Source organism: Pseudomonas sp. GD03842 (assembly GCF_029841165.1).
Taxonomy (GTDB): domain Bacteria; phylum Pseudomonadota; class Gammaproteobacteria; order Pseudomonadales; family Pseudomonadaceae; genus Aquipseudomonas.
In genome coordinates this window covers 24,432-47,575 of the sequence record NZ_JAOCEA010000010.1, presented here as the reverse complement: position 1 = coordinate 47,575, position 23,144 = coordinate 24,432, and the positions used below count along the sequence as shown (strand labels likewise).

Genomic DNA, 23,144 nt, shown 5'->3' with positions numbered 1-23,144 from the left:
CGGCACGGCGATTTCCGGCACGACCCCGTCCGTTAACCTCAGAACCAGCGGTCGTTGCGCTTACGTCCCCGGGTCAGCGCAGGAAGGATCAGGCCGACGAGCAGCCCCGCGCCAGCGATGCTGCCGCCGTAGACCATGTAGCGCATCAGCACTTGGTTGTTTTCATCGCCCAGCTTGGCCTGGGTCGCGCGCAATTCCGACTGCGCGTCGGTCAGTTGCGCGTTGAGGTCTTTGGTGCGGGCCTCCAGTTCATCGACCAGCTTCTTGCGCGAGTCGAGGGTTTCCTGCATACCCTGGACCTTGGTCTTCCAGTCGTCGTCGATGGTTTTCAACTGACCGCTGAGATCCGCCACCTGCTGCGTCAGTTGCGGCAGACGTTCAGCCTGCCCGGGAACGTCCTGCAAATCGCTCGAGGGGATCCACACGCTGTCACCGGAGCTGCCGCGCACCTGGCTGTAGTCACCCTGGGTGTTGAGCAGTTCGACCTTCTGCCCGGACTTCAAAGTGCCGACGATGCGATAGCCATCGGTGGGACCGCTGCGAACATAGGTGCTCAAGGTGTCACTGACCCAACGCTCTTTACCCTCGGCCTGAGCCTGGGGGGTCAGCGCGGTGAAAAGCAGGCTTCCCAGCAGACTGGCGCGAAGCAAGCGGCGTGTGACGCTCGGCGTCGAGGGGGAAGGCGAAGCGGAAACAGAATGAAAAGGCGATGATGACATGGAGATTCTTCGACAAAAAAATAAAAGAAAGGCCGGGTGGATGGGCCCCATACGGTAAAGAAAGCGTGGTCAACAGACCGTACAAAAGGTTTCAGGTTCAGTGCATCAAGGTGACGTTCGTCTGATGCGATCTCCCGTTCAGTCGGCATCGATGGCCCGGAAAGCTCGGAGGATGAGGGACTTGGGCACCGTCTGATCTGCTGTTTATTGAAAAAACTGATCCTGTACTGGAACCTCATCCAAGCGCATAGTCCGCGGCTGAGAAGTCTCTCCCCTGCCCTGCACCGGCCATCCGCGAGCGCGCCATGAAACGTTACGAAAAGTTTGCCGACGACATTGCCGAGCTGATCCGCTCGGGCGTGCTGGCCGCCGGGCAGCGGGTACCTTCGGTGCGCTATGCCAGCCAGACGCACGGCATCAGCCCCTCGACGGTGTTCCAGGCCTACTACCTGCTGGAGCGTCGAGGGCTGATCCGCGCCAGGCCGCGCTCCGGGTATTTCGTCAATGACAGCCTGATCAACCCAACCTTCGCGGGCCAACGCTTCGACGTCACGCCCCTCGCGGCCGATGACCTGGCCTCATCACGCGTCGCAGAGTCGACCGAGGTCGACGTCAGTGAACTGGTCTTCTCGGTGCTCGAATCGATCAAGGACCCCAACACCGTGCCGTTCGGCTCGGCCTTTCCCAGTGCCGGGTTGTTTCCTTTGCAACGGCTGGCCAGGTCGTTGGCCAGCGCCACGCGGGACATGGACCCCAGCATGGTGGTCAGCGATCTCTCGCCCGGCAACCCGGTGCTGCGTCGGCAGATTGCCTTGCGCTACATGGTCGCCGGACAGATGTTGCCCATGGAGGAGTTGCTCATCACCAACGGCGCCCTCGAAGCCCTCAACCTGTGCCTGCAAGCAGTCACCGAGCCAGGCGACCTGGTGGCCATCGAAGCCCCGGCTTTCTATGCCTGTCTGCAGGTGCTGGAGCGCTTGAAACTCAAAGCGGTGGAAATCCCGGTGCATCCCCACACGGGCATCGATCTGGACGTGCTGGAGCAAACCCTTGAACGTCACCCGATCAAGGCGTGCTGGAGCATGACCAGCTTTCAGAACCCGACGGGCGCCAGCGTGCCGGAGTCGCGTAAAAAAGCGCTGGTCGAACTGCTGCGTCGGCATGAGGTGCCGCTCATCGAAGACGACGTCTACGCCGAACTCTATTACGGCCAGAACGCGCCCAAGCCAGCGAAAGCCTTCGACACCGAGGGGTTGGTGCTGCATTGCGGCTCGTTCGCCAAAAGCCTGGCCCCCGGTTATCGCGTGGGCTGGGTCGCCGCTGGGCGGTATGCGCAGCAAGTCGAGCGCTTGAAGCTCATGACCTCCCTGTGCGCGTCGATGCCAGCCCAGGCGGCGATTGCCGATTACCTGCAGCACGGGGGCTACGACCGGCATCTGCGCAAGCTGCGCCACGCTCTGGAAGACCAGTTGCGCGCGATGCTCGGTGCGGTGGCACGTTATTTCCCGCCGCAGACTCGAGTCAGTCAGCCGTCAGGGGGGTACTTTCTGTGGCTGGAATTGCCGGAACAGGTCGACTCATTGAAGGTATTCCATATCGCCCTGGCGCAAGGCATCAGCATTGCGCCGGGCCCCCTGTTCTCGCCGACCCGGCGGTTTCAGAACTGCATACGCCTGAACTACGGCACGCCGTGGAGCGAAACGTCAGAACGGGCAATGGAGACACTGGGCAAAGTCATTCGCTCGATGACGCCGAGGGAATGACCCGGCTCGCCGTTCAAGCGCGCCAAGGGTCATGCCTAGCCATCGAAGCGCTTCAGCGGCCGCCGCCCAGGTCAATGAAGGTGCCGGTCGAATACGACGCCTTGTCGGAGAGCAGCCACAGAATCGCTTCGGCCACTTCGTCAGCCAGGCCGCCTCGGCCCATGGGAATCGTCGGCTCGAGTTTGCTGACCCGCTGCGGGTCGCCGCTCAGCGCATGCAGGTCAGTGAAGATGTAACCGGGGCGGACCGCATTGACCCTCACCCCCTCGCCCGCCACTTCCTGGGCCAGGCCGACCGTAAAAGTGTCCAAAGCGCCTTTCGACGCGGCGTAGTCGACGTATTCGCCAGGCGAACCCAAGCGCGCTGCGACCGAAGACACGTTGACGATGCTACCGCCGTGGCCGCCATGGCGAGGCAGCATGCGCAGCAGGGCATGCTTGCTGCACAGCATCGGGCCGACCACGTTGCTCATCATGATCTTGAGCAGGCGGAATTCCGACATGCTCTCGACCCGTGACTGCTCGCCAAGGGTGGCAGCGTTGTTGACGAGCGCGTCGATACGCCCCAGCTCGGCGTCCACACGTGAGAACAGGCGGATGATTTCGTCTTCGTTACTGACATCGGCCTGGACGGCGATGGCATGCCCGCCCGCTTCGCGAATCTGCGCGCAAACCCGCTCGGCCGCCTCGTGATCCGAAAGGTAGTTGATGCAAACGCGGTAACCGTGTGACGCCGCCAAAACTGCCGTGGCCGCACCAATACCTCTGGAGCCGCCCGTTATGAGGAGGTTTTTATCCATGGGATGTCCGAATCAATGCTCAATCTTTTCAGGTCCACCGTGCGACCGACTGCGCTGGCCGGTACGCGACAGGAACCCCTGTTATGCAAAGCGTGAAACGTCAAAGTGTGTTTTCGGATACGCGTTTCTGTGCCGCGCTAATATCCGTCATGAACCGGTCCGCTGGCAATGGATGCCCCAGCAGATAGCCTTGCAGCGAATGGCACCCCAATTGGGTCAGGAAGCTTCGTTGGCTGGCGGTCTCGACGCCTTCGGCGACGATCCTCAGGTTCAACGCCCGGCCAAGCGCCACGATGGCCGAAACGATGGCGGCATCGTCGCTGTCGCGCTCCAGGTCGCGGACGAAGCCCCGGTCGATTTTCAGCTCATTGGCGGGCAACCGCTTGAGGTACATCAGGCTGGAATAGCCGGTGCCGAAATCGTCGATGGACAGGTCCACCCCCATGTCCGCCAGTTGCTGCAAGACCATCATGCTGCTGTCGGCGTCGTGCATCGCAGTGGTTTCGGTGATTTCCAGGGTCAGGCAGTTGGCCGACAGGCCGTGCGTCGACAGCGCATGCGCCACTGCCGCCACCAACCCCGCGTGGCCGAACTGCAAGGCCGACAGGTTCACCGCGATCCGCCAGTGGGTGTAGCCGGCGTCGTACCAGACCCGCATCTGCCGACAGGCTTCGTCGAGCACCCACTCGCCCAGCGGGATGATCAAGCCGGTCTTCTCCGCCAGACCGATGAATTTGTCCGGCATGAGCAAACCCTGATCCGGATGATTCCAGCGCACCAACGCCTCGGCGCCGATCGCCTTGCCCGAGTCGGCGGCGAACTTGGGCTGATAGTGCAGGCAGAACTGCCGGTCACGCACGCCGGCGCGCAAATCCTGCAACAACTGCAGTTGGTTCCGGGCGTTGGTGTTCATCGATGCATCGAAGAAGCTGTAGCCGTTCTTGCCAGCGCTCTTGGCGTGGTACATCGCCGCGTCCGCATTCATCAGCAGTTCCTGCTGCGTGCGGCCATTCCCGGGGTACAGGCTGATGCCGATGCTGACGGTCACCTGCAGGTCATGGTCCTGCACCGTGAACGGCTTGCTCACCAGCGCGACCTGTCGCGAGGCAACGGTGGTGGCGTCATCGATCTCCCCCAACTCGACCAGCAGGACGAACTCATCTCCGCCGATCCGGGCCAGGGTGTCATGGCGATGGAAATTCTCCCGCATGCGCGCCGCCACGTCCCGCAACAGTTGATCCCCGACGTGATGACCGAAAGCGTCATTGACCGGCTTGAAGCCGTCCAGGTCCATGAACATCAAGGCGAACAGGCCCCCTTGCGAATCGACCTTGCGCATGGCTTGTTCGATGCGGTCGGCCAGAAGAATGCGATTCGGCAAGCCCGTGAGGGTGTCATGCAGCGCCAGTTGCGTCAGCTCGCGGTTGGCGTCGCTCAGGGAGCGGGCCAGTTTCGCGGTACGGGCTTCGAGCCGCGCATCCAGCACCGACGTCAGCAAGGTAATGGTCAGCACCGCTAGACTGGTCACCAGCACCAGTTTGTCGAGGCCGTCGGTCCGCAGGCCGTCAGCCGCAGCGCCGCAGAAGCTGCCTTCCGGGAAATTGGCTGCCGCCATCCCGGTGTAGTGCATGCCGACAATTGCAAAGCCCATGACCACCGCCGCGCCGCCCCGTTGCAGCCGGATATAAGGCGTCTCCCGACGCAGCCGGAGGGCGATCCACAGTGCAGCCCCCGACGCAGTGAACGCGATGAGCAACGAAGCGCCGAACAGCGTCGGGTCATAATCGATGCCCGGTTGCATGCGCAGTGCCGCCATGCCGGTGTAGTGCATGGTGCTGATGCCGATGCCCATGGCGAGTGCGCCGAACAGAATGTGCAGCAGCGGGACGTGACGATGACTGACCAGCCATAACGCGAAACCGGAAGACAGCACCGCCACCAGTAGCGAAAGGAGCGTCAGCGCCACATCGAAACCCAGGTCGATCGACAGTCTGAAGGCCAGCATGCCAATGAAATGCATGGACCAGATGCCAATGCCCAGGGACAGCGCGCCGCCACCGATCCACAGCAGCATCGCCCGGCCTTTGGCGCTTGCGATACGCCCCGCCAAGTCGAGCGTCGTGTAGGACGCCAGAATCGCCACCATGATGGAAACCAGGACCAGCGACAGCGTGTAGTGTCCAATCAGCATGGCGCGCGACTCATGACTCAATGACCCAGGCTTCGCAGCCCAACGAATTCGGTGGGCGATTCTACTGAAATCCGCAAGAATGTCGCGTCGTTCCGACGAAATAATGGCATTGCGCCATTTTAAGCCTGCCTAGCGCCGGGAAAGCTCCGAATCGAGCGACAGACCGCTGTCGGCGCTCCACCCGCCGCCGAGCGCTGCAATCAGTTGAACGCTGGCGACCAGCCTGCTCTGCAACAGTGTCAACACACTCCGCTCGTTGCTCAGGGCCGTGGTCTGCACGTTCACGACATCGAGGTAGCCGATCAACCCCGCCTTGTACTGGTTCGTCGTCAAACGCAGCGAATTTCGGGCTGCCGTCAGCGCTTCGGTCCGCACCGTCGCCTCTTGTTCGTAAGTACGCAGTTGCGCCATGTAATCCTCCACCTCCCGGAAGCCGTCGAGGACGGTCTGGCGGTACTGCGCGACCGTCTGGTCGTAAACCGCCTCGGTCCGGTCGACTTCGGCGCTGCGCTGGCCACCGTCGAACAGTGTCAGGGCCAGTTGCGGCCCGACCGACCAGAAACGGTTCGGCAATGTCAGCCAGTTGCTGTAGGTGCTGCTGCTGTAGCCGCCGTTCATGCTCAGGGTGAAATCGGGGTAATACGCGGCCTTGGCCACACCGATGTTGGCGTTGGCAGCCATGACCGAGCGCTCGGCCGCGGCAATGTCCGGCCGGCGCTCCAGTAACTGCGAGGGCAATTGAGCAGGCACCTGCGGCAGCACCGGGAGCGTCGTGGTGGGTGCCAGCGAGAAATCGGCCGGCGCCTGCCCCATCAACACCGCGATGGCGTTCTCATACTGAGCCCGCTGCCAGGCCAGATCGATCAAGTCGGCCTGGGTGCTCTTGAGCTGAGTCTGCGCCTGGGCGACCGCATCCTGCCCGGAAATACCCGCCCGGTACTGATTCTGAGTCATCGTGAGGGAGCGCTCATAGGCCGCAACCGTGGCCTCCAGCAAACGTTTCTGCTCATCGATGACCCGCAGTTGCAGGTAGTTCTGCACCAGTTGCGACTGCAGACTCAGCCGCATCGACGCCAGGTCCGCCAGGCTGGCCTGGGCGCTGGCCTTGTCGGCTTCCAGCCCACGGCGCAGCTTGCCCCAGACATCGGCCTCCCAGCTCACGCCCAACTGCGCGTTGTACGTGTCGCGAATCCCGCTGCTGGAGCTGCTCAGGCTGGAGTTGCTGCTGCCGGTCCCCTGGCTCGATCGGTTCTTGCTGGCACTTAGATCGAGCGTCGGAAAGAACGCACCCCGCGCACTCTTCACCAACGCTTGTGCCTGGCGATATTGCGCTTCGTATTGAGCGACCGTCTGGTTGGAGCGGTTCAGCGCTTCGACCAGCCCATTGAGTTGTGCATCGCCATAGAGCTCCCACCAGGCCACGCGAGCCATGGCATCGCTCGGGTTGGCCTGGGTCCAGCCCTCGGCCTGCTTGAAGTGAGCGGGGGTGGTGACGTCCGGCTTCCTGTAGTCGGGGCCGACCGCGCAGGCGCTGAGCAGCAACGCGCAGAGCGCGACGCTGAACGTCCGTCGAAACGAAGAGGTGTCAGGCGGGACGGCTGCGTTCAGGGTGTCGTTCATAGCGGTGTTTCCAGTGAGGCATCCGTCTGCACCCCGCGCCAAGCATTGAAGCGGTGGCGCAGACGGTCGAGGTAGAGGTAAACCACGGGCGTGGTGTACAGCGTGAGGATCTGGCTGAGCACCAGCCCGCCAATGATGGTCAGGCCCAGCGGACGGCGCATTTCAGCCCCTTCCGCACTGCTGAGCAACAACGGGACGGCGCCAAGAATGGCGGCCAGTGTGGTCATCAGAATCGGACGAAGCCGTTGCAGACAGGCATTGCGAATCGACTCCACCGGGGTCATGCCGCTGCCGCGTTCCAGTTGCAGCGCCAGGTCGATCATCAAGATGGCGTTCTTTTTCACCACGCCGATCAGCAGGAACAGGCCCAGCAGGGATATCAGGCTGAACTGACCGCCGGTGAGGTAGATGCTCAGCAACGCACCGACGCCAGCCGATGGCAGGGTCGACAGAATCGTCAGCGGGTGAATGTAGCTTTCATAAAGGATGCCGAGCACCAGATACACCGCCACCAGCGCACCGAGGATCATGAAGGGCTGGCTCTTCTGGGTTGCGGCGAAAGCGTCGGCGGTCCCGGCCATCTTGGCGATCACGTCTTCCGGCAACCCGACCGCCGCCACGGCACGCTCGATGGCCGCCGAGGCCTGATCCAGGTCCACGCCTTCGGCCAGATCGAACGAGATATTCTCCGACGCGAACTGCCCATCGTGGCTGACGCGGTCATCTTCCAGGCTGCGCTCGTAATGCGCGATGGTGGACAACGGCACCCGCGCGCCGTCGGCGGTAATGACCTGCACCTGCTGGAGGGTGACGGGGTCCTGGGCGTATTTCGGATTCACCTCCATCACCACCTGATACTGGTTCAGCGGATCGTAGATGGTGGAGACCTGACGTTGGCTGTACGCGTTGTTCAATACCGTGGTGACCATGTTCATGTCGATACCCAGGCGCTTGGCGGCATCCCGGTCGACGACCAGCGTCACCTGCTGGGTCCCCCCACCGTCCCGGGCGTCGATCGCGGTCAGTTCCTTGAGCGACTTCAACGCCTCCACGACTTTCGGGTACCAGGCGCGCAGACTTTCCAGATCGCCGCTTTGCAGGATGTATTGATACTGCGAGGTGGTCTGTTCGCGTCCGCCCCCCAATTGCAGGTCCTGATCCGGTTGCAGGAACAGGCGCCCGCCCGGCACCGGCGGCATCTCCTTGCGCAGACGCTCGACCACTTGCTCGGCGCCTATCTTGCGTTCGGCGATGGGCTTGAGGCGGACGATGATGAAGGCGTTGCCGGTGCCGCCGTTTCCACCAATGAACCCCGCGACGCTTTCCACCGCCGGGTCCTTGAGGATCGCGTTGCGGAACACGTCCATCTTCGGCTGCATAACCGAGAACGAGAGCCCGTCGTCACCCCGTACGAAACCCATCAACTGGCCGGTGTCCTGCTGCGGCAGGAAGGTTTTCGGCACGACTACGTACAGCGCGATGTTCACCCCGATGGTCGCCACCAGGGACAGCAACGTGAGGCGGCGATGACGCAGCACCCAGCCCAGACTGCGGTCGTAGCCGGCCACCATGCGGTCGTTGACCCGCTGGCTCCAGCGTTGCAGCCGGTTCTCGGACCCGGGCACATGGGGGCGCAGCCAACGTGCGCAGAGCATGGGGGTCAAGGTCAGCGAGACGATGAGCGACACCACGATCGACACCGACAAGGTGATGGAAAACTCGCGAAACAGGCTTTCCACCAGCCCGCCCATGAACAGGATCGACAAGAACACCGCCACCAGCGACACGTTCATCGACAACAGGGTGAACCCGACCTCCTTCGAGCCGAGGTAAGCCGCCTGCAGCGGGGGCACGCCCTCATCGATGTGCCGGGAGATGTTTTCCAGCACCACGATGGCGTCGTCCACCACCAGGCCGGTGGCGAGAATCAAGGCCATCAGCGACAGGTTGTTCAGAGAAAAACCGTAGAGGTACATGACGGCGAAGGTGCCCACGAGCGACACGGGCACGGCGAGGGTCGGGATCAGCGACGCCCGGAAGCTACCGAGAAACAGGAAGACCACGATGATGACCAGCACCACCGCGATCAGCAGGGTCATTTCGGCCTCGTGCAGCGTGGCTTTGATCACCGGCGACCGGTCCATCGCCAGGTCCAGTTTGACGCTGGCGGGCAGCACCGCCTGCAACGCTGGCAATTGGGCTTTGATGGCCGCGACCGTCTCGATGATATTGGCCCCGGCCTGGCGGTTGATCACCAGCAACACGGCGGCCTTGTCATTGAAGAAGCCGCTGTTGTAGCGGTCCTCGACCGAATCCTTGACCTTCGCGACGTCCTTGAGTCGCAGTGCTGCGCCATTGGCGTAATGGATGATCAGCGGTTCGTAATCCTTGGCCTTTTCCAACTGATCGTTGGCCTGCACCTGCCAGTTGTGGGCGTCCGTTTCCACGAAGCCCTTGGGCCGTCGCACATTGGAACCGGAAATCGTCGTGCGCACTTCGTCCAGCGACACGCCGTACTGATCCAGCAGCTTAGGTTCCAGCTCGACGCGCACCGCAGGCAGCGAGCTGCCGCCAATCTGCACCTCACCCACACCCTGAACCTGTGACAGGCTCTGGGACAGGATGGTCGAGGCCATGTCGTAGAGTTGGCCCTTTTCCAGCACGTCCGAGGTCAGCGACAGCACCATGATCGGCGCTTGCGAGGGGTTGACCTTCTTGTAGGTCGGCATGCTGCGCATCCCGCTCGGCAGCAGGCTACGCGACGCATTGATCGCCGCCTGCACTTCCCGTGCGGCCCCGTTGATGTCGCGGTCCAGATCGAACTGCAGGATGATCCGCGTGCTGCCCTGGCTCGACCGGCTGCTCATGGTGTTGACCCCGGCGATCGTCCCCAGCGAACGCTCCAGTGGCGTGGCCACGCTGGACGCCATGATTTCCGGGCTGGCGCCGGGTAGCGACGCACTGACCACGATCACCGGAAAGTCCATGTTCGGCAGCGGTGCCACCGGCAGCAAGCCGAAGCTCACGCCGCCCAGCAGCATGATCGCCAGGCTCAGCAGCAGGGTTGCCACGGGCCGGCGAATGAAAGGTGCCGACAGATTCATGGGGCGCTGCTCCCGATCACGCCAGGCGCGGAGGTCCGTCTTTCAAGCGGCAAGCCACAGAAAAATACGGCACTGCCCCTGCGCTCGATGCGGCCCACCCCTGCCCCGAAAAACCCGGTCATGCAGCCACCTCTGACCCGCGAGAACCGCGTAACCGGCGCCCCAGACGATCGAAATACAGGTAGATGACCGGCGTGGTGAACAAGGTCAGCACCTGGCTGACCAGCAGGCCGCCGACCATGACCAGGCCCAGTGGCTGGCGCAATTCAGCGCCTGAACCCGTGGCGAACATTAGCGGGATCGCGCCGAACAGCGCCGCCAGCGTGGTCATCAGAATCGGCCGGAAGCGCAGCAGCGCCGCTTCGTAAATCGCCGTCTGCGGGTCGACACCGCGGTTGCGCTCGGCGTCGAGGGCGAAGTCGATCATCATGATGGCGTTTTTCTTGACGATGCCGATCAGCAGAATGATGCCGATGATGGCGATCATGCCCAGGTCGTTACCGCTCAGAATCAACGCCAGCAAGGCGCCGATGGCCGCCGATGGGAGGGTGGAAAGAATCGTGATGGGGTGAATGTAACTCTCGTACAGCACGCCCAGTACGATGTACATCGTCACCACCGCCGCCAGGATCAGCAGCAGGGTGCTGGACAACGACGCCTGGAACGCCTCGGCCGCTCCCTGGAACTGCGTCTGCACACCCACCGGCATGCCAATGTCCTTCTGCACCTGCTCGATGACGTCCACCGCCTGCCCCAGCGCCACCCCGGGCGCCAGGTTGAACGACATCATCACCGCCGGGAATTGACCGATGTGGGCGATGGCCAACTGCGCCTGGCGTTGTTCGATATGCGCCAGGCTCGACAGCTTGACTTGGCCGCCGTCGGTGGTCTTGACGTAAATCTGCTCCAGCGCCTGAGGCCCCAGTTCACTGCTGGCCGCTGCCTGGAGGACCACCCGGTATTGGCTGGCCTGGGTGTAGATCGTGGAAATCTGCCGTTGCCCGAACGCGTCGTACAGCGCGTCGGTGATCGCCGAGACGTTGACCCCCAGCCGGCTGGCCGCATCGCGGTCGATGTTCAGGTACACCTGCAGGCCTTTGTCCTGAAGGTCGCTGGCCACGTCGGTCAATTCCGGACGCTGGGCCAGTGCATCGACCAGCTTGCCGCTCCACAGCGCCAGCAGTTCGGCGTCTGGCGAGGACATGCTGAACTGGTATTGCGTACGGCTGACGCGGTCTTCGATGGTCAGGTCCTGCACCGGCTGCATGAACAGACGGATGTCCGAGAGCCTGTCCACCTCCGGCTGCAGCCGCTGGATCACCTGCGTGGCGGTCTCCTCACGCTGGCCATGGGGTTTGAGGTTGATCAGCATGCGCCCGCTGTTGAGCGTGGCGTTGTCGCCATCGACGCCGATGTAGGACGACAGGCTTTCAACCGCCGGGTCTTGCAGCACGATCTTCGCCAAGGCTTGCTGGCGCTCGCTCATGGCGGCGAACGACACCGCCTGGGGCGCCTCGGAGATGCCCTGGATCACCCCGGTGTCCTGCACCGGGAAAAAGCCTTTCGGGACCGCCAGGTACAACAGCACCGTGACGGCCAGGGTGGCGATGGCGATCAGCAGCGTCAGCGGCTGGTGTTTCAATATCCACTGCAACCACCGCCCGTAGCCGGCGATCAGCCAATCGATCCAGGCACCGCTTGCCCGGTAGAACCTGCCCTGCTCATGCGCCTGCGGCTCACGCTTGAGCAGGCGTGCGCACATCATCGGCGTCAGCGTCAGCGAGACCACCAGCGAGATCAGGATCGCCACGGCGAGGGTAATCGCGAACTCCCGGAACAAGCGCCCGACCACATCCGCCATGAACAGAAGGGGAATCAGCACGGCGATCAGCGAAATGGTCAGGGAAATCAGGGTGAAGCCGATCTGTTTTGCGCCTTTGAGCGCCGCTTGCAGAGGAGAGTCGCCCTCCTCCAGGTGCCGAGAGATGTTCTCCAGCATGACGATGGCATCGTCCACCACGAAGCCCGTGGCGATGGTCATTGCCATCAAGGTCAGGTTATTGACCGAGAAACCGGCGAGGTACATCACGCCGAAGGTCCCCACCAGGGACAGCGGCACGGCCACTGAGGGGATGATGGTCGCGCTCAGGCGACGCAGGAACAGGAAGGTCACCAATACCACCAGAACGATGGCAATCAACAGCTCATGCTGCACGTCGCGTACCGATGCACGGATGGTCTGGGTGCGATCGGTCAACACGACCACGTCCAGCCCGGCGGGCAGGTTGCTGGTTATGCCAGGCAGCATGGCCTTGATCCGGTCCACCACGTCGATGACGTTCGCGCCCGGTTGACGCTGAATGTTCAGCAGCACGGCCTGGTTCTGGTTGGCCCACGCCGCCAGCCGTTCGTTCTCCGCGCCGTCGACGATCTGCGCCACGTCCTTGAGCCGCAACGGGCCGCCATTGTGATACGCCAGAATCAGGTTGGCGTACTCCTCGGGCGACTTGAGTTGGTCGTTGGCATCGAGCATCGATACCCGTGTCGGCCCATCGAAGTTGCCCTTTGGAGTGTTGACGTTGGAGGCGCTGACCAGGGTCCGCACGTCCTCGAGGTTCAGGCCGTTGGCCGCCAGCGCTTCAGGGTTCACCTTGATCCGCACCGCCTGGCGCTGGCCGCCTGCGATGCTGACCATGCCCACTCCGCTGATCTGTGCGATCTTCTGCGCCATGCGCGTGTCGACCAGGTCATTGAGCTTGGGCAGCAGCATGGTCTTCGAGGTGATCGCCAGGGTCAGCACAGGCGTGTCCGCCGGATTGACCTTGTTGTAGGTGGGAGGCGCAGGCAGGTCAGTGGGCAACAGGTTGGTCGCCCCGTTGATGGCCGCCTGCACCTCCTGCTCGGCGACATCCATGTTGATGTCCAGGCTGAAGCGCAAGGTGATCACCGAGGCGCCGCCCGAGCTGGTCGAGGCCATTTGCGTCAAGCCCGGCATCTGCCCGAACTGACGCTCCAGCGGAGCCGTCACGGCGCTGGTCATCACTTGCGGGCTGGCACCGGGGTACAGCGTCATGACCCGGATGGTCGGGTAGTCCACTTGCGGCAACGCGGACACCGGCAGCAGCGTGTAGGCGATCAGACCGGCGAGGACGATCGCCAGCATGCTGAGCGTAGTAGCAACCGGCCGCAGGATGAACAGGCGTGACAGGTTCATACGTTGCCTTTTTTCACCGGTTCGGCGGTGGCCGATTCACTGGATTCTTTCGAGGGCTTGCCCTGCAGTTGTCCGCCCGGTGTTTTTGGCACGTCCTTGCTGTCGTTGACCACCTCGACGTCGCTGCCGTCCTTCAGACGGTCCGTACCTTCCAGCACCACGCGGTCCCCGGCCGCGAGGCCCTCGGTGATCACGGTTGAAGTCTCGTCGCTGGCACCGGTCTTGAGCGGTCGAATGCGCACCTTCTTGTCGCCTTCCAGCACGTAGACATACGTGCCATTGACGCCGAACTGCACGGCGGCGGTGGGCACCAGCACGACATTTTTCAGGGTGTTGGCCAGCAGTCGGGCGTTGACGAACTGATTGGGAAAGAGCATTTCATCTTCATTATCGAAACGCGCCTTGAACTTGAGGGTGCCGGTGGTGAGGTCGATCTGGTTGTCGATGCTCGCCAGCACGCCCTTGGCTTGCAACCGGGTGTCGCCACGGTCCCAGGCTTCTACCAACAGCTTGTCACCCTTGCGGTAATGGCTCAGCACGTCGGCCAGGTCCTTCTCCGGGAGGGTGAAATTGACCGTGATGGGCCGGGTCTGGGTGATGACGGCCAGCGCAGTGGTGTCATTGGCGGCGACGAGATTGCCGACATCCAACTGACGCAGGCCGATACGCCCGGAAATCGGCGCGCGGATCTGGGTGAAGTCCAGGTTGAGCTTGGCATCACCCACCGCCGCCTGGTTGGTCTTGATCGTGCCCAGGTACTGGCCGACTTGAGATTCCGCGGTGTCGAGGGTCTGCTTGGCGATGCTGTCTTCCTTGTAGAGGTCGCGATAGCGCTGGACATCGATCTGCGCATTCTTCAGCAGCGCCTGATTCTGCATCAACGTGCCCTCGGCCTGCTGCAAGGCAATCTGGTAGCTGCGCGGGTCGATCACCGCCAGCAGTTCACCGGCCTTGACCCATTGGCCCTCCTGAAAGTTGACCTTGACCAGCTCCCCTCCCACCCGGCTGCGCACATTGATCGTGTTCATCGCCGTGACGGTACCCAACGCCTTGTAGAAGATCGGAAAGTCCCCCGTCGTGGCGGCGGCCACTCGCACCGGGACCGGCCCGGTGGAGCCACCGAACCCAGGGCGTGGTGCACCGCTCGCGCGGCCGTTTGCAGCGCTGCGGCTATTGCTCTTGTGCGCTTGTTCGGCTTTCTGCGCGGAAGCATCGGTTTTGGAGGATGCGCCCGGCCAGTAGTGCCAGCAAACGCCCGCAACGATCAGGAGAACCAACAGGCTGAGCAGCCAGCGACGGGATGTACGAGGACCAGACAATTGCATGAATAAGTCAACCAGTGTGCAGGAGGGCGTCTTCAGGAGGCTGAACAATAAGCATTGTGAACCGCCAAGCAAAGAACCTTTACCGGCAATTTACCTAAGGGAGAAGGCCATAACGTGCTGAAGCACAAATGAAAACGGCCTGATCAGATCAGGCCGCTTCATGTATCGAAGTGTTGCCGTGAAGGTTCGGACAACGGGCGCTCGAGGATGTTACTTAAGAACCGCCAGCGCCGCCTCGTAGTCTGGCTCCTGGCCAATCTCCGGCACCAGCTCGCTGTGCAGCACGGTATCGTTCTCATCCAACACCACGACAGCGCGTGCCGTCAGGCCGACCATCGATCCATCGGCAATCGCAACGCCATAGGCCTGCATGAAGTCGGCGCCGCGCAGGGTGGACAGGTTCTTGACGTTCTCCAGGCCTTCGGCGCCACAGAAACGCGCCTGAGCGAACGGCAGGTCGGCGGAAATGCACAACACCACGGCGTTGTCCAAATCATTGGCCTGGGCGTTGAACTTGCGCACGGAGGTGGCGCAGGTCGGGGTGTCGACGCTTGGGAAAATGTTCAATACCTTGCGCTTGCCGGCAAAGTTTTCCAGGGTCACGTCCGACAGATCGCTGCCCACCAGTTTGAATGCCGGTGCCTTGCTGCCGACTTTTGGCAGCTCGCCGCTGATCTGTACCGGGGCGCCTCTACGAGTCACTTGAGCCATGAGCTGAGTCCTTATTCTGAGGTTGCAGGGTTCGGTTTTCGACAAGACCGGAAGTTAAGCACGAAACCGCGCGCCGACCTAACGCCTGGCAGGATTTTTATCATCGGTCGGCCTCATCAGGCAGGGGCTTGTCGAGCAGGCCAGGCCGTGCGCAGAGCTCGACCAGCCAGTCCACGAACACCCTCACCCGTCGCGACGTCTGCCGATGTGCCGGGTACAGCGCAGTCAACGACAACCGGGGCTGTGCGTAATCACCCAAGACCTCGATCAACGCGCCCCGGCGCAACGGCTCGGCGACATGGTAGTAAGGCGACTGCACCAGGCCATAGCCCGCCAGGCATGCCGCCAGATAGCCATCTGCGCTGTTGGTGGCGATACTCTTGGGCAGGTTCAGGGCCTGATCCCTGCCCTCGATGACGAATTCCAACCCGTAACGCTTGTTCGACACCGTGGAGAAATACTCGATGACGTGGTGGCGCGGCAGGTCTGCCAAGGTGCGCGGTACGCCGTGGCGGTCCAGATACGCGGGGCTGGCGCACACAACCTGACGCATGTGCACCAACGGACGGGCCACCAGCGAATGATCCAGCACCTGCCCTCCGCGTATGACGCAATCGAAACCGTCGCGGATCAATTCGACGGGCCTGTCGCTCATGCCCACTTCCATTTCCAGGCCAGGGTAGCGTCGAGTGAACTCAGGCAGCGCGGGCATGAGGATCAGACGACCGAAGCCGGAAGGCATGTCGACCCTCAGCACACCACTGGGCGCTTTGGCCACCGACGAAAACTCCGCTTCGGCGTCATCCAGGTCGTTAAGCAGAGCGACGCACCGTTCGTAATACGCCTGGCCATCGAGTGTCGGTGTCACTTGGCGAGTGGTGCGCATCAACAATTGCACCCCCAGGTGTGCCTCCAGTTGCTTGATCAACACCGTGACCGACGCACGCGGCAGGTGCAGGCTGTCAGCCGCCTTGCCAAACCCGCCCAGTTCGACAATGCGGGTGAACACGCGCATGGCAGTGAATCGGTCCATGGGGCAACGGTCCTTTTGGCCATTATTGAGAAAATACGAATAGTGAAAGCGTTTTTAGCCGGTTTATCTGATTTTTGTCGAGAGCAAGAATGGGAGACGGTTTTCTCGAATCCCTTAAAAAAAGGAAAACATCATGGAGATGCGTCAACTCGGCAAAAACGGCCCCCGTGTGTCGGCGGTCGGCTTGGGCTGCATGGGCATGACCGATTTCTACACCACCGGCGTCGACGCCCAGGAAGCGATCGCGACCGTTCACCGGGCGCTGGACCTCGGCGTCACCTTTTTCGACACCGCGGACATGTACGGCCCCCACACCAACGAAGAACTGCTGGGCAAGGCCTTGGCCGGCAAGCGTGATCAAGCGTTCATCGCCAGCAAGTTCGGCATCGTTCGCACCCCCGGCGATCCCGCCGCGCGTGGGGTCGACGGCAGCCCGGAATACATCCGCCGCGCCATCGACGGCACCTTGAAACGTCTGAACATCGACACGCTGGATTTGTATTACCAACACCGAATCGATCCGAAGGTTGCCATTGAAGAGTCCGTCGGTGCCATGGCTGACCTGGTCAAGGCCGGCAAGGTGCGCTACCTGGGCCTGAGCGAAGCTTCCGCCGCGACATTGGAACGGGCGCATAAAGTGCACCCGATTGCTGCGCTGCAAACCGAATACTCGCTGTGGAGCCGAGACCCGGAGGAAAATGGCGTATTGGAAACCTGCCGCCGACTGGGGATTGCCTTCGTGCCCTACAGCCCGTTGGGACGTGGGTTCCTGACCGGCGCCCTGAAGAGCCCGGACGATTTCGCCCCGGACGACTACCGCCGCAGCAGCCCACGCTTTCAGGGCGAGAACTTCGCCAAGAACCTGCTGCTGGTGGAAAGGGTTCGGCAGTTGGCGACGGAGAAAGGCGTCACGGCCGGTCAACTGGCGCTGGCATGGGTACTGGCGCAGGGCGATGATGTAATCCCGATTCCGGGCACCAAGCAGCGCAGATACCTGGAAGAGAACATCGCCGCGCTGCAGGTCAAACTGAGCGCTGAAGAGGCTGAGGCGCTCAGGGCGCTGTTTCCCGTGGCCGAGGTCGCCGGCGGGCGCTACACCGACGTGGGGATGAAGCTAGTCAACGGTTGAGCGTCATCTGAAAAACGTCGATTTCCGCGCTGGCAGGTGCCGTCGACGGTGTGTTCGGTCGCACCGTCGACGACACCTCATGCCACGCTAAAAATCCCGCTTATAGAAAATATCCAGCGAGCTGGCCACGCCGCTCGCCACCTCCACATAGACCTTTTTGCTCAACAGGTAGCGCAACGCGATGGTGTTGGCCGGTTCGAATACGCCGACGCCATAACGCAGGCTCAACTTGTCCGTGATCTTCCCGCTCGCCACCACGGCCGTCTTGTCGCCACTGCCGGAGGTGTCGAGGTCGAAATCCTTGATACCCAACCCGGAAGCCAGCTTGCCTGCGGTGGACGAGCTGCCCGCCAGCCCCAGGGCCAATGCCGCTTGGGCCATCATGTTGTTGTCTTCGCCGGTGGTACTCAGTGGACGGCCCAGCACCAGATAGGACAGCGCCTGCTCCTGACTCATGGCGGGTTCGGAAAAGACCGTCGTGGTCGGCTGCTCCGCACTGCCGGTCAATCGAATCCCGGCGATCACATCGTCGGTCTGGCGAATGGCCTCGATGTCCAGGTACGGCTGGTCCACAGGCCCCGCAAACAACAGCCGCGCCTTGCGGATGGTAAGGCGCTGGCCATACGCCCGGTAGCGGCCATCGTTCAGGTTCAGCTCGCCACGGGTGTCGAGGTTGTCACCGATGTGTACGTGCCCGGCCAGATTGGCGGTGAGCCCGAAACCGCTGAAACTCAACCTGTCTTGCCCGACTTCGACGTCGATGTCCATCGCGATGGCCATGGGCGGTTTGCCCTGTTCAGTCTGCGCACCGACGATCACGGTGTCATCGGACACCTTGACCGTGGACGGCGGCAACTGTCGAACAGTGATCTCCCCTTTGGGGATCGACACTTTGCCCGACACCGCCAGCCGGTCCCCTTGAAGTCTGATCTTCAAATCGGGCGCGGCCTCGAGCTTGGCGTACGGTTCCACCGTGACCGGCAAGCGCGTCCCGCGCAAACTGACGTCCACGTCCAGCGCCTCGCCCCAACCGATGTGACCTGCCACATTGCCCTGCCCGGTCGCGCCGCTGGCCCACTGCCCCGTGAGCTGAATATTTTCACCGGCAATCAGCGCCTGCACGTTGAGTTTCTCCAGGCTGATCGGCAATTCCGGCCCGGACACTTCACCGTTGCTCAATGCCACGGTGCCATTGACTTGCGGCGCCAGAAGCGTCCCGGAAATGCGGCCGTTGCCGTCCAGCTTGCCATTGAGCCGTGCCACCACCGGAACGAAGGGCCTCGCCACCGAGACATCCAGACCGGCCAGCCGGAAATCGCCGCTGACCGGTTTGTTTCTGGCCAGTGGATCGATGCTCAGATGGGCAGACAAGTCACCCAGTTTTCCGCCCTGGAAGTCCAGCGACGTGTCGACCTTCCTGGGGGTGAGTCTGCTGGTGAGCTTTAACGCCTGATAGGGAAAATCCAGCCATTGGTTCTTGTCCTTGACCCGCAGCGTCCCGCCACTGGCGTCGATGAGCACCTGGCCGTTCGGGCCAGCGGCAGGAATGTCCAGTTGCACATCGGCGTTCAACGCACCTTTCCAACTGAAATCCTTGGGCATCCACTGGGCCAGGCTTTCCAGCGGGAACTGTCGCAGGTGGTAGCGCAGGCGCGGCTCGGGCATCAGGCGCTGTTCCTCGCCGCAAAGGCTGGCAGGGCCCGAGGCCCAGCAGTGGGCACCGAAGTTGACCCTGCCGTCCGCCAGCCGCTCAAGTTTCGCCGGCTGCTGGAGCTTCCAATCCTGGCCTCCGGTCTGGATGTCGCCGCTGGCCAGACGCCCGCGCCAATTGCCGTTGTCGAGGGTGCCATCCAGTGCCAGTGCCAGTTTCAGCAGCGGCCCTTGCAGATCCATTGCCACGCGTTGCCGGTGCACGTCACCGGTCCCATTGACGGTCAACGTGCCCAGGGCGGTGTCACCGGCCTGGATGCCGCTGGCTTTCAGGTCGATCGTGCCACGCTGGGCATTGTCGACCTTGGCCGCCAGGGTCAGGCTTTGCAGCGCGTTGGCTTCATACCCCAAGCGAGCGCCTTGCAAAGTCAATTGCCCTTGAGGCGCCTGCAAAGTGCCCGCCAGATCCAACCGGCCCTTGGCTTGCCCTTGCAAGCGCGGCCACAGCTGACCCAGGCGCGGCAAGTCCATGTCCAGTTGGCCTGTGAGTGTCTGCTGCAGGCTGCCCGTGCCGTGAATGCGGTTGTCCCCCAAGCGGATTTGCAAGGCGCTGACGTTCCAGCGTTCCGCTGCGCCGGCAGCCTTCACTTGCAAGACCGCAGGCTGACCGCGCAACCGGCCCTTGAGCCCCAGGTCAGCATCGAGACTGAGCTGTTCATGCTTGAAGGCGCCTTTGCTGCGCAGGGCGCCAGCCAGGGAACCCGGCAGCTCGCCGACCCAGAAAGAAGGGTCGATGGCACTTAGATCCAGCGCGGTGTCCCAGGACACGCCATCGGCAAAACCGATCGTCAGGTGCCCGTCAGCCTTGCCCTGCCCCGCCACCAATGCCAGTTGCGGCAGATAGACTTGTTGCAGGTCGCCGCTGAACGGGCTTTGCAATGTGAACGGCCCGGCGGGGCCCTTGAACGCCCCGGTGAAATGACCGAGGTATTTTCCGTCGGTATAAGACACTTCTCCGGTAAACGTATGAACGCTGACTTGCGGTTCGTCGATCACCGGGTACAGCCGATGCCATGGAAAATCGAGCCAGTCGACCTTCGCGTCGGCACGCAGGCCGCTTTGCCAATCGACCTTGCCGCTCATCCGGAGCCGTTGATCGGGATTGGCCGTCAGGTCCAGGGTCTCGATGTCTGCCCCGTTGGCATCCACACGTCCTCGCAGTTGCAAGGGCACCGCGCCTTGCTCGGCGGGCAGGCTGGCGTTGCCCAGGATGGCGTAACCCTGCGCCAGGTCGCCCTTGGCCGTCAGCTTCAGCTGGTTGAGTTGCAGGGTATCGGGCAAGTCTGCAGTAGGCTTGAAGCTGTCACTGGTGATCGTCACGTCCGCCGGGAGGTTGTCTGCCAAAGGCTGTAACTGGCCCACCAGCCTGGCGTCGATATAACCCTGGGTGTGCGCGTCAAGGTTCAGGGTCTTGAGCAAATCACCCTCGATGTCGAGACGAAGGTTCAGCGGCTGGCCGTTGATGTCCGGCAACTTGACCTCGCCTTGCGCGGTCAGCGGCCAGTCCGCCGTTGGCTTGAGCAGGCCGACCAGGTCCAGGGCCATTTCGTCGCGCTGGGCGTGCAGCGAATCGATCTTCAAGCCGTCGGCCGTCCAGTGCGCCGCAAGGTGCAGGTCGCGGACCTGCTCGGTTCCGTCCAGCCGCACACTGCCCACTTGCACACGTCCAAGCTCGATGGCAAGCGGCAGGTCAAGGTCAGGCAAGGTTATCGGTCCGCTGCGCGGCGCGGCATCCGATGGCGCGAAGCGCATGCGGATGTCTTCCGCCTGGAGGGTATCGATGCACAGGGTCATCCGCGCAAGGCAGGACGGCGACCAGGCGAATACCGGCGCGTCCACCTCCACCTGGCTCTCGCCCGACTGCCATAGCAGCGAATCCGCCTGCCAAGCGCCCCCCAGACGCCCCGTGAAGTGCTGAAGGGACAGACCTGGCACCCTCGCCAGCGCCCAGCGACCGCCGGATTCGGTGCCCAGCAGCCAACTCGCGGCGAGACCAACGAGCAGAACGACCACCAGCACGCTCAGCGCCATGTAAGCCGAAATTCGTTTCAAGCGCGCCCTACCCGTCACAGTTCCGGCCCCATCGAGAAGTGCAGACGGATACCGCCCTCGTCATCCAGCGCATGCGCCAGGTCCAGGCGCAACGGCCCAACCGGTGATACCCAGCGCACGCCGATGCCCACGCCGGTCTTCAGACTCGGGAAATCCAGAGAATTGAACGCGTTGCCCTGATCGACGAACGCCGCGATGCGCCATTTTTCGGCGATCGAATATTGATATTCGGCGCTGCCCGCCACCATGTAACGGCCACCGATCTTGTCGCCGTCAGAGTTCTCCGGTGACAGGGACTGGTAGTCATAGCCGCGGACGCTCTGGTCACCGCCGGCGAAAAACCGCAACGATGGCGGAATGGCCTTGTAGCCATTCGTCGCGGTGCCGCCAACCTGAAGCCGCCCCAGAAACCGGTGGTTTTGTGCCACTGTTGTCAGCCCTTTGATCGTGGCCATCCCGTGCAAGACGTTGGCGTCGGAACCCAGCCCTTCCTTGGCGACTTGGGACTCGAATTGCAAACGGTACCCCTTGTGTGGATCGATCCGATTGTCGCTGCGTAAGTAGGAATAGCTGATGCCCGGCATCAGGAGGGTGCTCAGCCCCGAATCGTTGCCCAGCCGGTACTCCTCGCGCTGCCATTTAAGGGAAATCACCCGCTCCCAGCCGCTGGGCAACTTGCTGTGCCACTCCGGCCCGACCGTGAGCAATTTGCTCAGGCTGTCGGTGTCGGCGATTTCTTCGTATTGGTAACCGCCGGCGAAGCGCAGCTTGTCGGTCAGCGGTGGGTCGAGGGGAATGTCGTAGAACAGCCCGACGTTCTGGCGCGGCGCCGAGAGCTCCGACTCCACGCCATAGCTGTGGCCCTGCGGATTGACCCAATGTCGCGTCCAGTTGGCCTTGACGCGCGGGCCCACGTCGGTGGAGTAACCGACGCCCAGGCCCATGGTCCGCGGCTTGCGGGTCTGCAGTTGCACATCGACGGGGATGACTTGCCCCTGGGCGGTCGCGGGAGAGGCATCTACACGAACGCCCTCGAAATACCCGCTGGACTGCATCGCCTGATTGAGCTCGGCGATGAGTTCGGAGTCATAGGGGGTGTCTTCCTTGAACGGCACCATACGCTTGAGCAGGTCTTCATCGAATGGCGCATCCCCGCTGAAAGTCACCTTGCCGAGTGAAAACCGCGGTCCACTGTCGTACACCAGCTCGATGTCCGCGACGCCTGCGCGCGGGTCCACCAGCAGCCGTTGCGTGACGAAGCGTCCATTGAAAAACCCGTAGCGCGCCGCCTGGTTCTGGATGAGTTTCTTTGCGTCTTCGTAGTAACCGTGGTTGAGCACCGCACCCGGTTTCAGGGCGTCGCTCTTTGGCACTCGAAACGCCTTGAGCTGGTTCGCCGGCCCGTCGATGCGCACGGTGACGTGACGCAAATGCACCGGCTCACCGGGCTGCACGGTCAGGATGAGGTGCCAGGCCTTGTCGACCTGGCGCACGTCGCTGTCGATCTGGGCCTGGTAAAACCCCAACGCCTGCGCAGCCTTGCGCGCCTGCTCGACAGCGCCGACGCTGAAACGCTCGAGGGCTTGCTCGTCGCGCTCGCCGAGGCTGCCCACGTACCCTTCAATATTGGATTTGAGCTCGGAATTGGAAGGTTTGATCCGCACGTCCAGTTGGGCATCGGCAAACGCCGCACAGCTGGACAACATCAGGAGAAAACCGCTGGTGAAACGACCGGGAAACTTCATAGGCGCAAATGCTAACACGAGCGACGGGT

13 protein-coding genes are annotated in these 23,144 nt (G+C 62.5%); 2 read left to right on the top strand and 11 right to left on the bottom strand.

The genetic code is table 11. The features are described 5' to 3' along the window. Positions 1-38: 38 nt before the first annotated feature. Positions 39-719: a TIGR04211 family SH3 domain-containing protein gene (locus tag N5D61_RS15380; protein ID WP_279893430.1), complete on the bottom strand. Its 681-nt coding sequence runs from the start codon at positions 717-719 to the stop codon at positions 39-41. A gap of 305 nt (positions 720-1,024) precedes the next feature. On the opposite strand from N5D61_RS15380, the gene mapR reads away from it, so the two are divergent. Further along, a complete protein-coding gene (gene mapR, locus N5D61_RS15375) occupies positions 1,025-2,482 on the top strand; it encodes a GntR family transcriptional regulator MpaR (RefSeq protein ID WP_279893429.1) in 1,458 nt (485 codons plus the stop codon). A gap of 52 nt (positions 2,483-2,534) precedes the next feature. Here the strand turns inward: mapR and N5D61_RS15370 are convergent, their stop codons facing one another. The 8 genes from N5D61_RS15370 to N5D61_RS15335 all read right to left on the bottom strand — a co-directional run bounded on the left by N5D61_RS15370 (position 2,535) and on the right by N5D61_RS15335 (position 16,479). Next, positions 2,535-3,281 (bottom strand): SDR family oxidoreductase, encoded by a 747-nt coding sequence (locus N5D61_RS15370; protein ID WP_108240252.1) that lies wholly within the window; start codon positions 3,279-3,281, stop codon positions 2,535-2,537. A gap of 100 nt (positions 3,282-3,381) precedes the next feature. Next, on the bottom strand, positions 3,382-5,472 hold the full coding sequence (locus N5D61_RS15365; RefSeq protein WP_279893428.1) for an EAL domain-containing protein: 2,091 nt from the start codon (positions 5,470-5,472) through the stop codon (positions 3,382-3,384). 129 nt (positions 5,473-5,601) lie between these two features. Continuing rightward, complete coding sequence (locus tag N5D61_RS15360; protein WP_279893427.1) at positions 5,602-7,092, bottom strand: efflux transporter outer membrane subunit; 1,491 nt, start codon at positions 7,090-7,092, stop codon at positions 5,602-5,604. Further along, positions 7,089-10,196: an efflux RND transporter permease subunit gene (locus N5D61_RS15355; protein WP_279893426.1), complete on the bottom strand. Its 3,108-nt coding sequence runs from the start codon at positions 10,194-10,196 to the stop codon at positions 7,089-7,091. The genes N5D61_RS15360 and N5D61_RS15355 overlap by 4 nt, the downstream gene beginning before the upstream one ends. A gap of 118 nt (positions 10,197-10,314) precedes the next feature. Further along, positions 10,315-13,410: an MdtB/MuxB family multidrug efflux RND transporter permease subunit gene (locus N5D61_RS15350; protein WP_279893425.1), complete on the bottom strand. Its 3,096-nt coding sequence runs from the start codon at positions 13,408-13,410 to the stop codon at positions 10,315-10,317. Next, positions 13,407-14,735 (bottom strand): MdtA/MuxA family multidrug efflux RND transporter periplasmic adaptor subunit, encoded by a 1,329-nt coding sequence (locus N5D61_RS15345; RefSeq protein ID WP_279893424.1) that lies wholly within the window; start codon positions 14,733-14,735, stop codon positions 13,407-13,409. Before N5D61_RS15345 ends, N5D61_RS15350 begins: the two co-directional genes overlap by 4 nt. Before the next feature lie 210 nt (positions 14,736-14,945). Next, positions 14,946-15,446, bottom strand: coding sequence for a thiol peroxidase (gene tpx, locus N5D61_RS15340; RefSeq protein WP_108240257.1), 501 nt, complete (start codon positions 15,444-15,446; stop codon positions 14,946-14,948). A gap of 100 nt (positions 15,447-15,546) precedes the next feature. Continuing rightward, the gene (locus N5D61_RS15335) at positions 15,547-16,479 is read right to left on the bottom strand and encodes a LysR family transcriptional regulator (RefSeq protein WP_279893423.1); all 933 of its coding nucleotides are present in this window, start codon (positions 16,477-16,479) and stop codon (positions 15,547-15,549) included. Between the two features lie 133 nt (positions 16,480-16,612). On the opposite strand from N5D61_RS15335, the gene N5D61_RS15330 reads away from it, so the two are divergent. Further along, positions 16,613-17,608 (top strand): aldo/keto reductase, encoded by a 996-nt coding sequence (locus tag N5D61_RS15330; RefSeq protein WP_279893422.1) that lies wholly within the window; start codon positions 16,613-16,615, stop codon positions 17,606-17,608. Positions 17,609-17,695: 87 nt separating this feature from the next. Here the strand turns inward: N5D61_RS15330 and N5D61_RS15325 are convergent, their stop codons facing one another. Continuing rightward, positions 17,696-21,349, bottom strand: a complete 3,654-nt coding sequence (locus N5D61_RS15325; protein WP_279893534.1) for a translocation/assembly module TamB — start codon at positions 21,347-21,349, stop codon at positions 17,696-17,698. A 35-nt stretch (positions 21,350-21,384) separates the two neighbouring features. Further along, positions 21,385-23,115, bottom strand: a complete 1,731-nt coding sequence (locus N5D61_RS15320; RefSeq protein ID WP_279893421.1) for an autotransporter assembly complex protein TamA — start codon at positions 23,113-23,115, stop codon at positions 21,385-21,387. Positions 23,116-23,144: the final 29 nt, after the last annotated feature.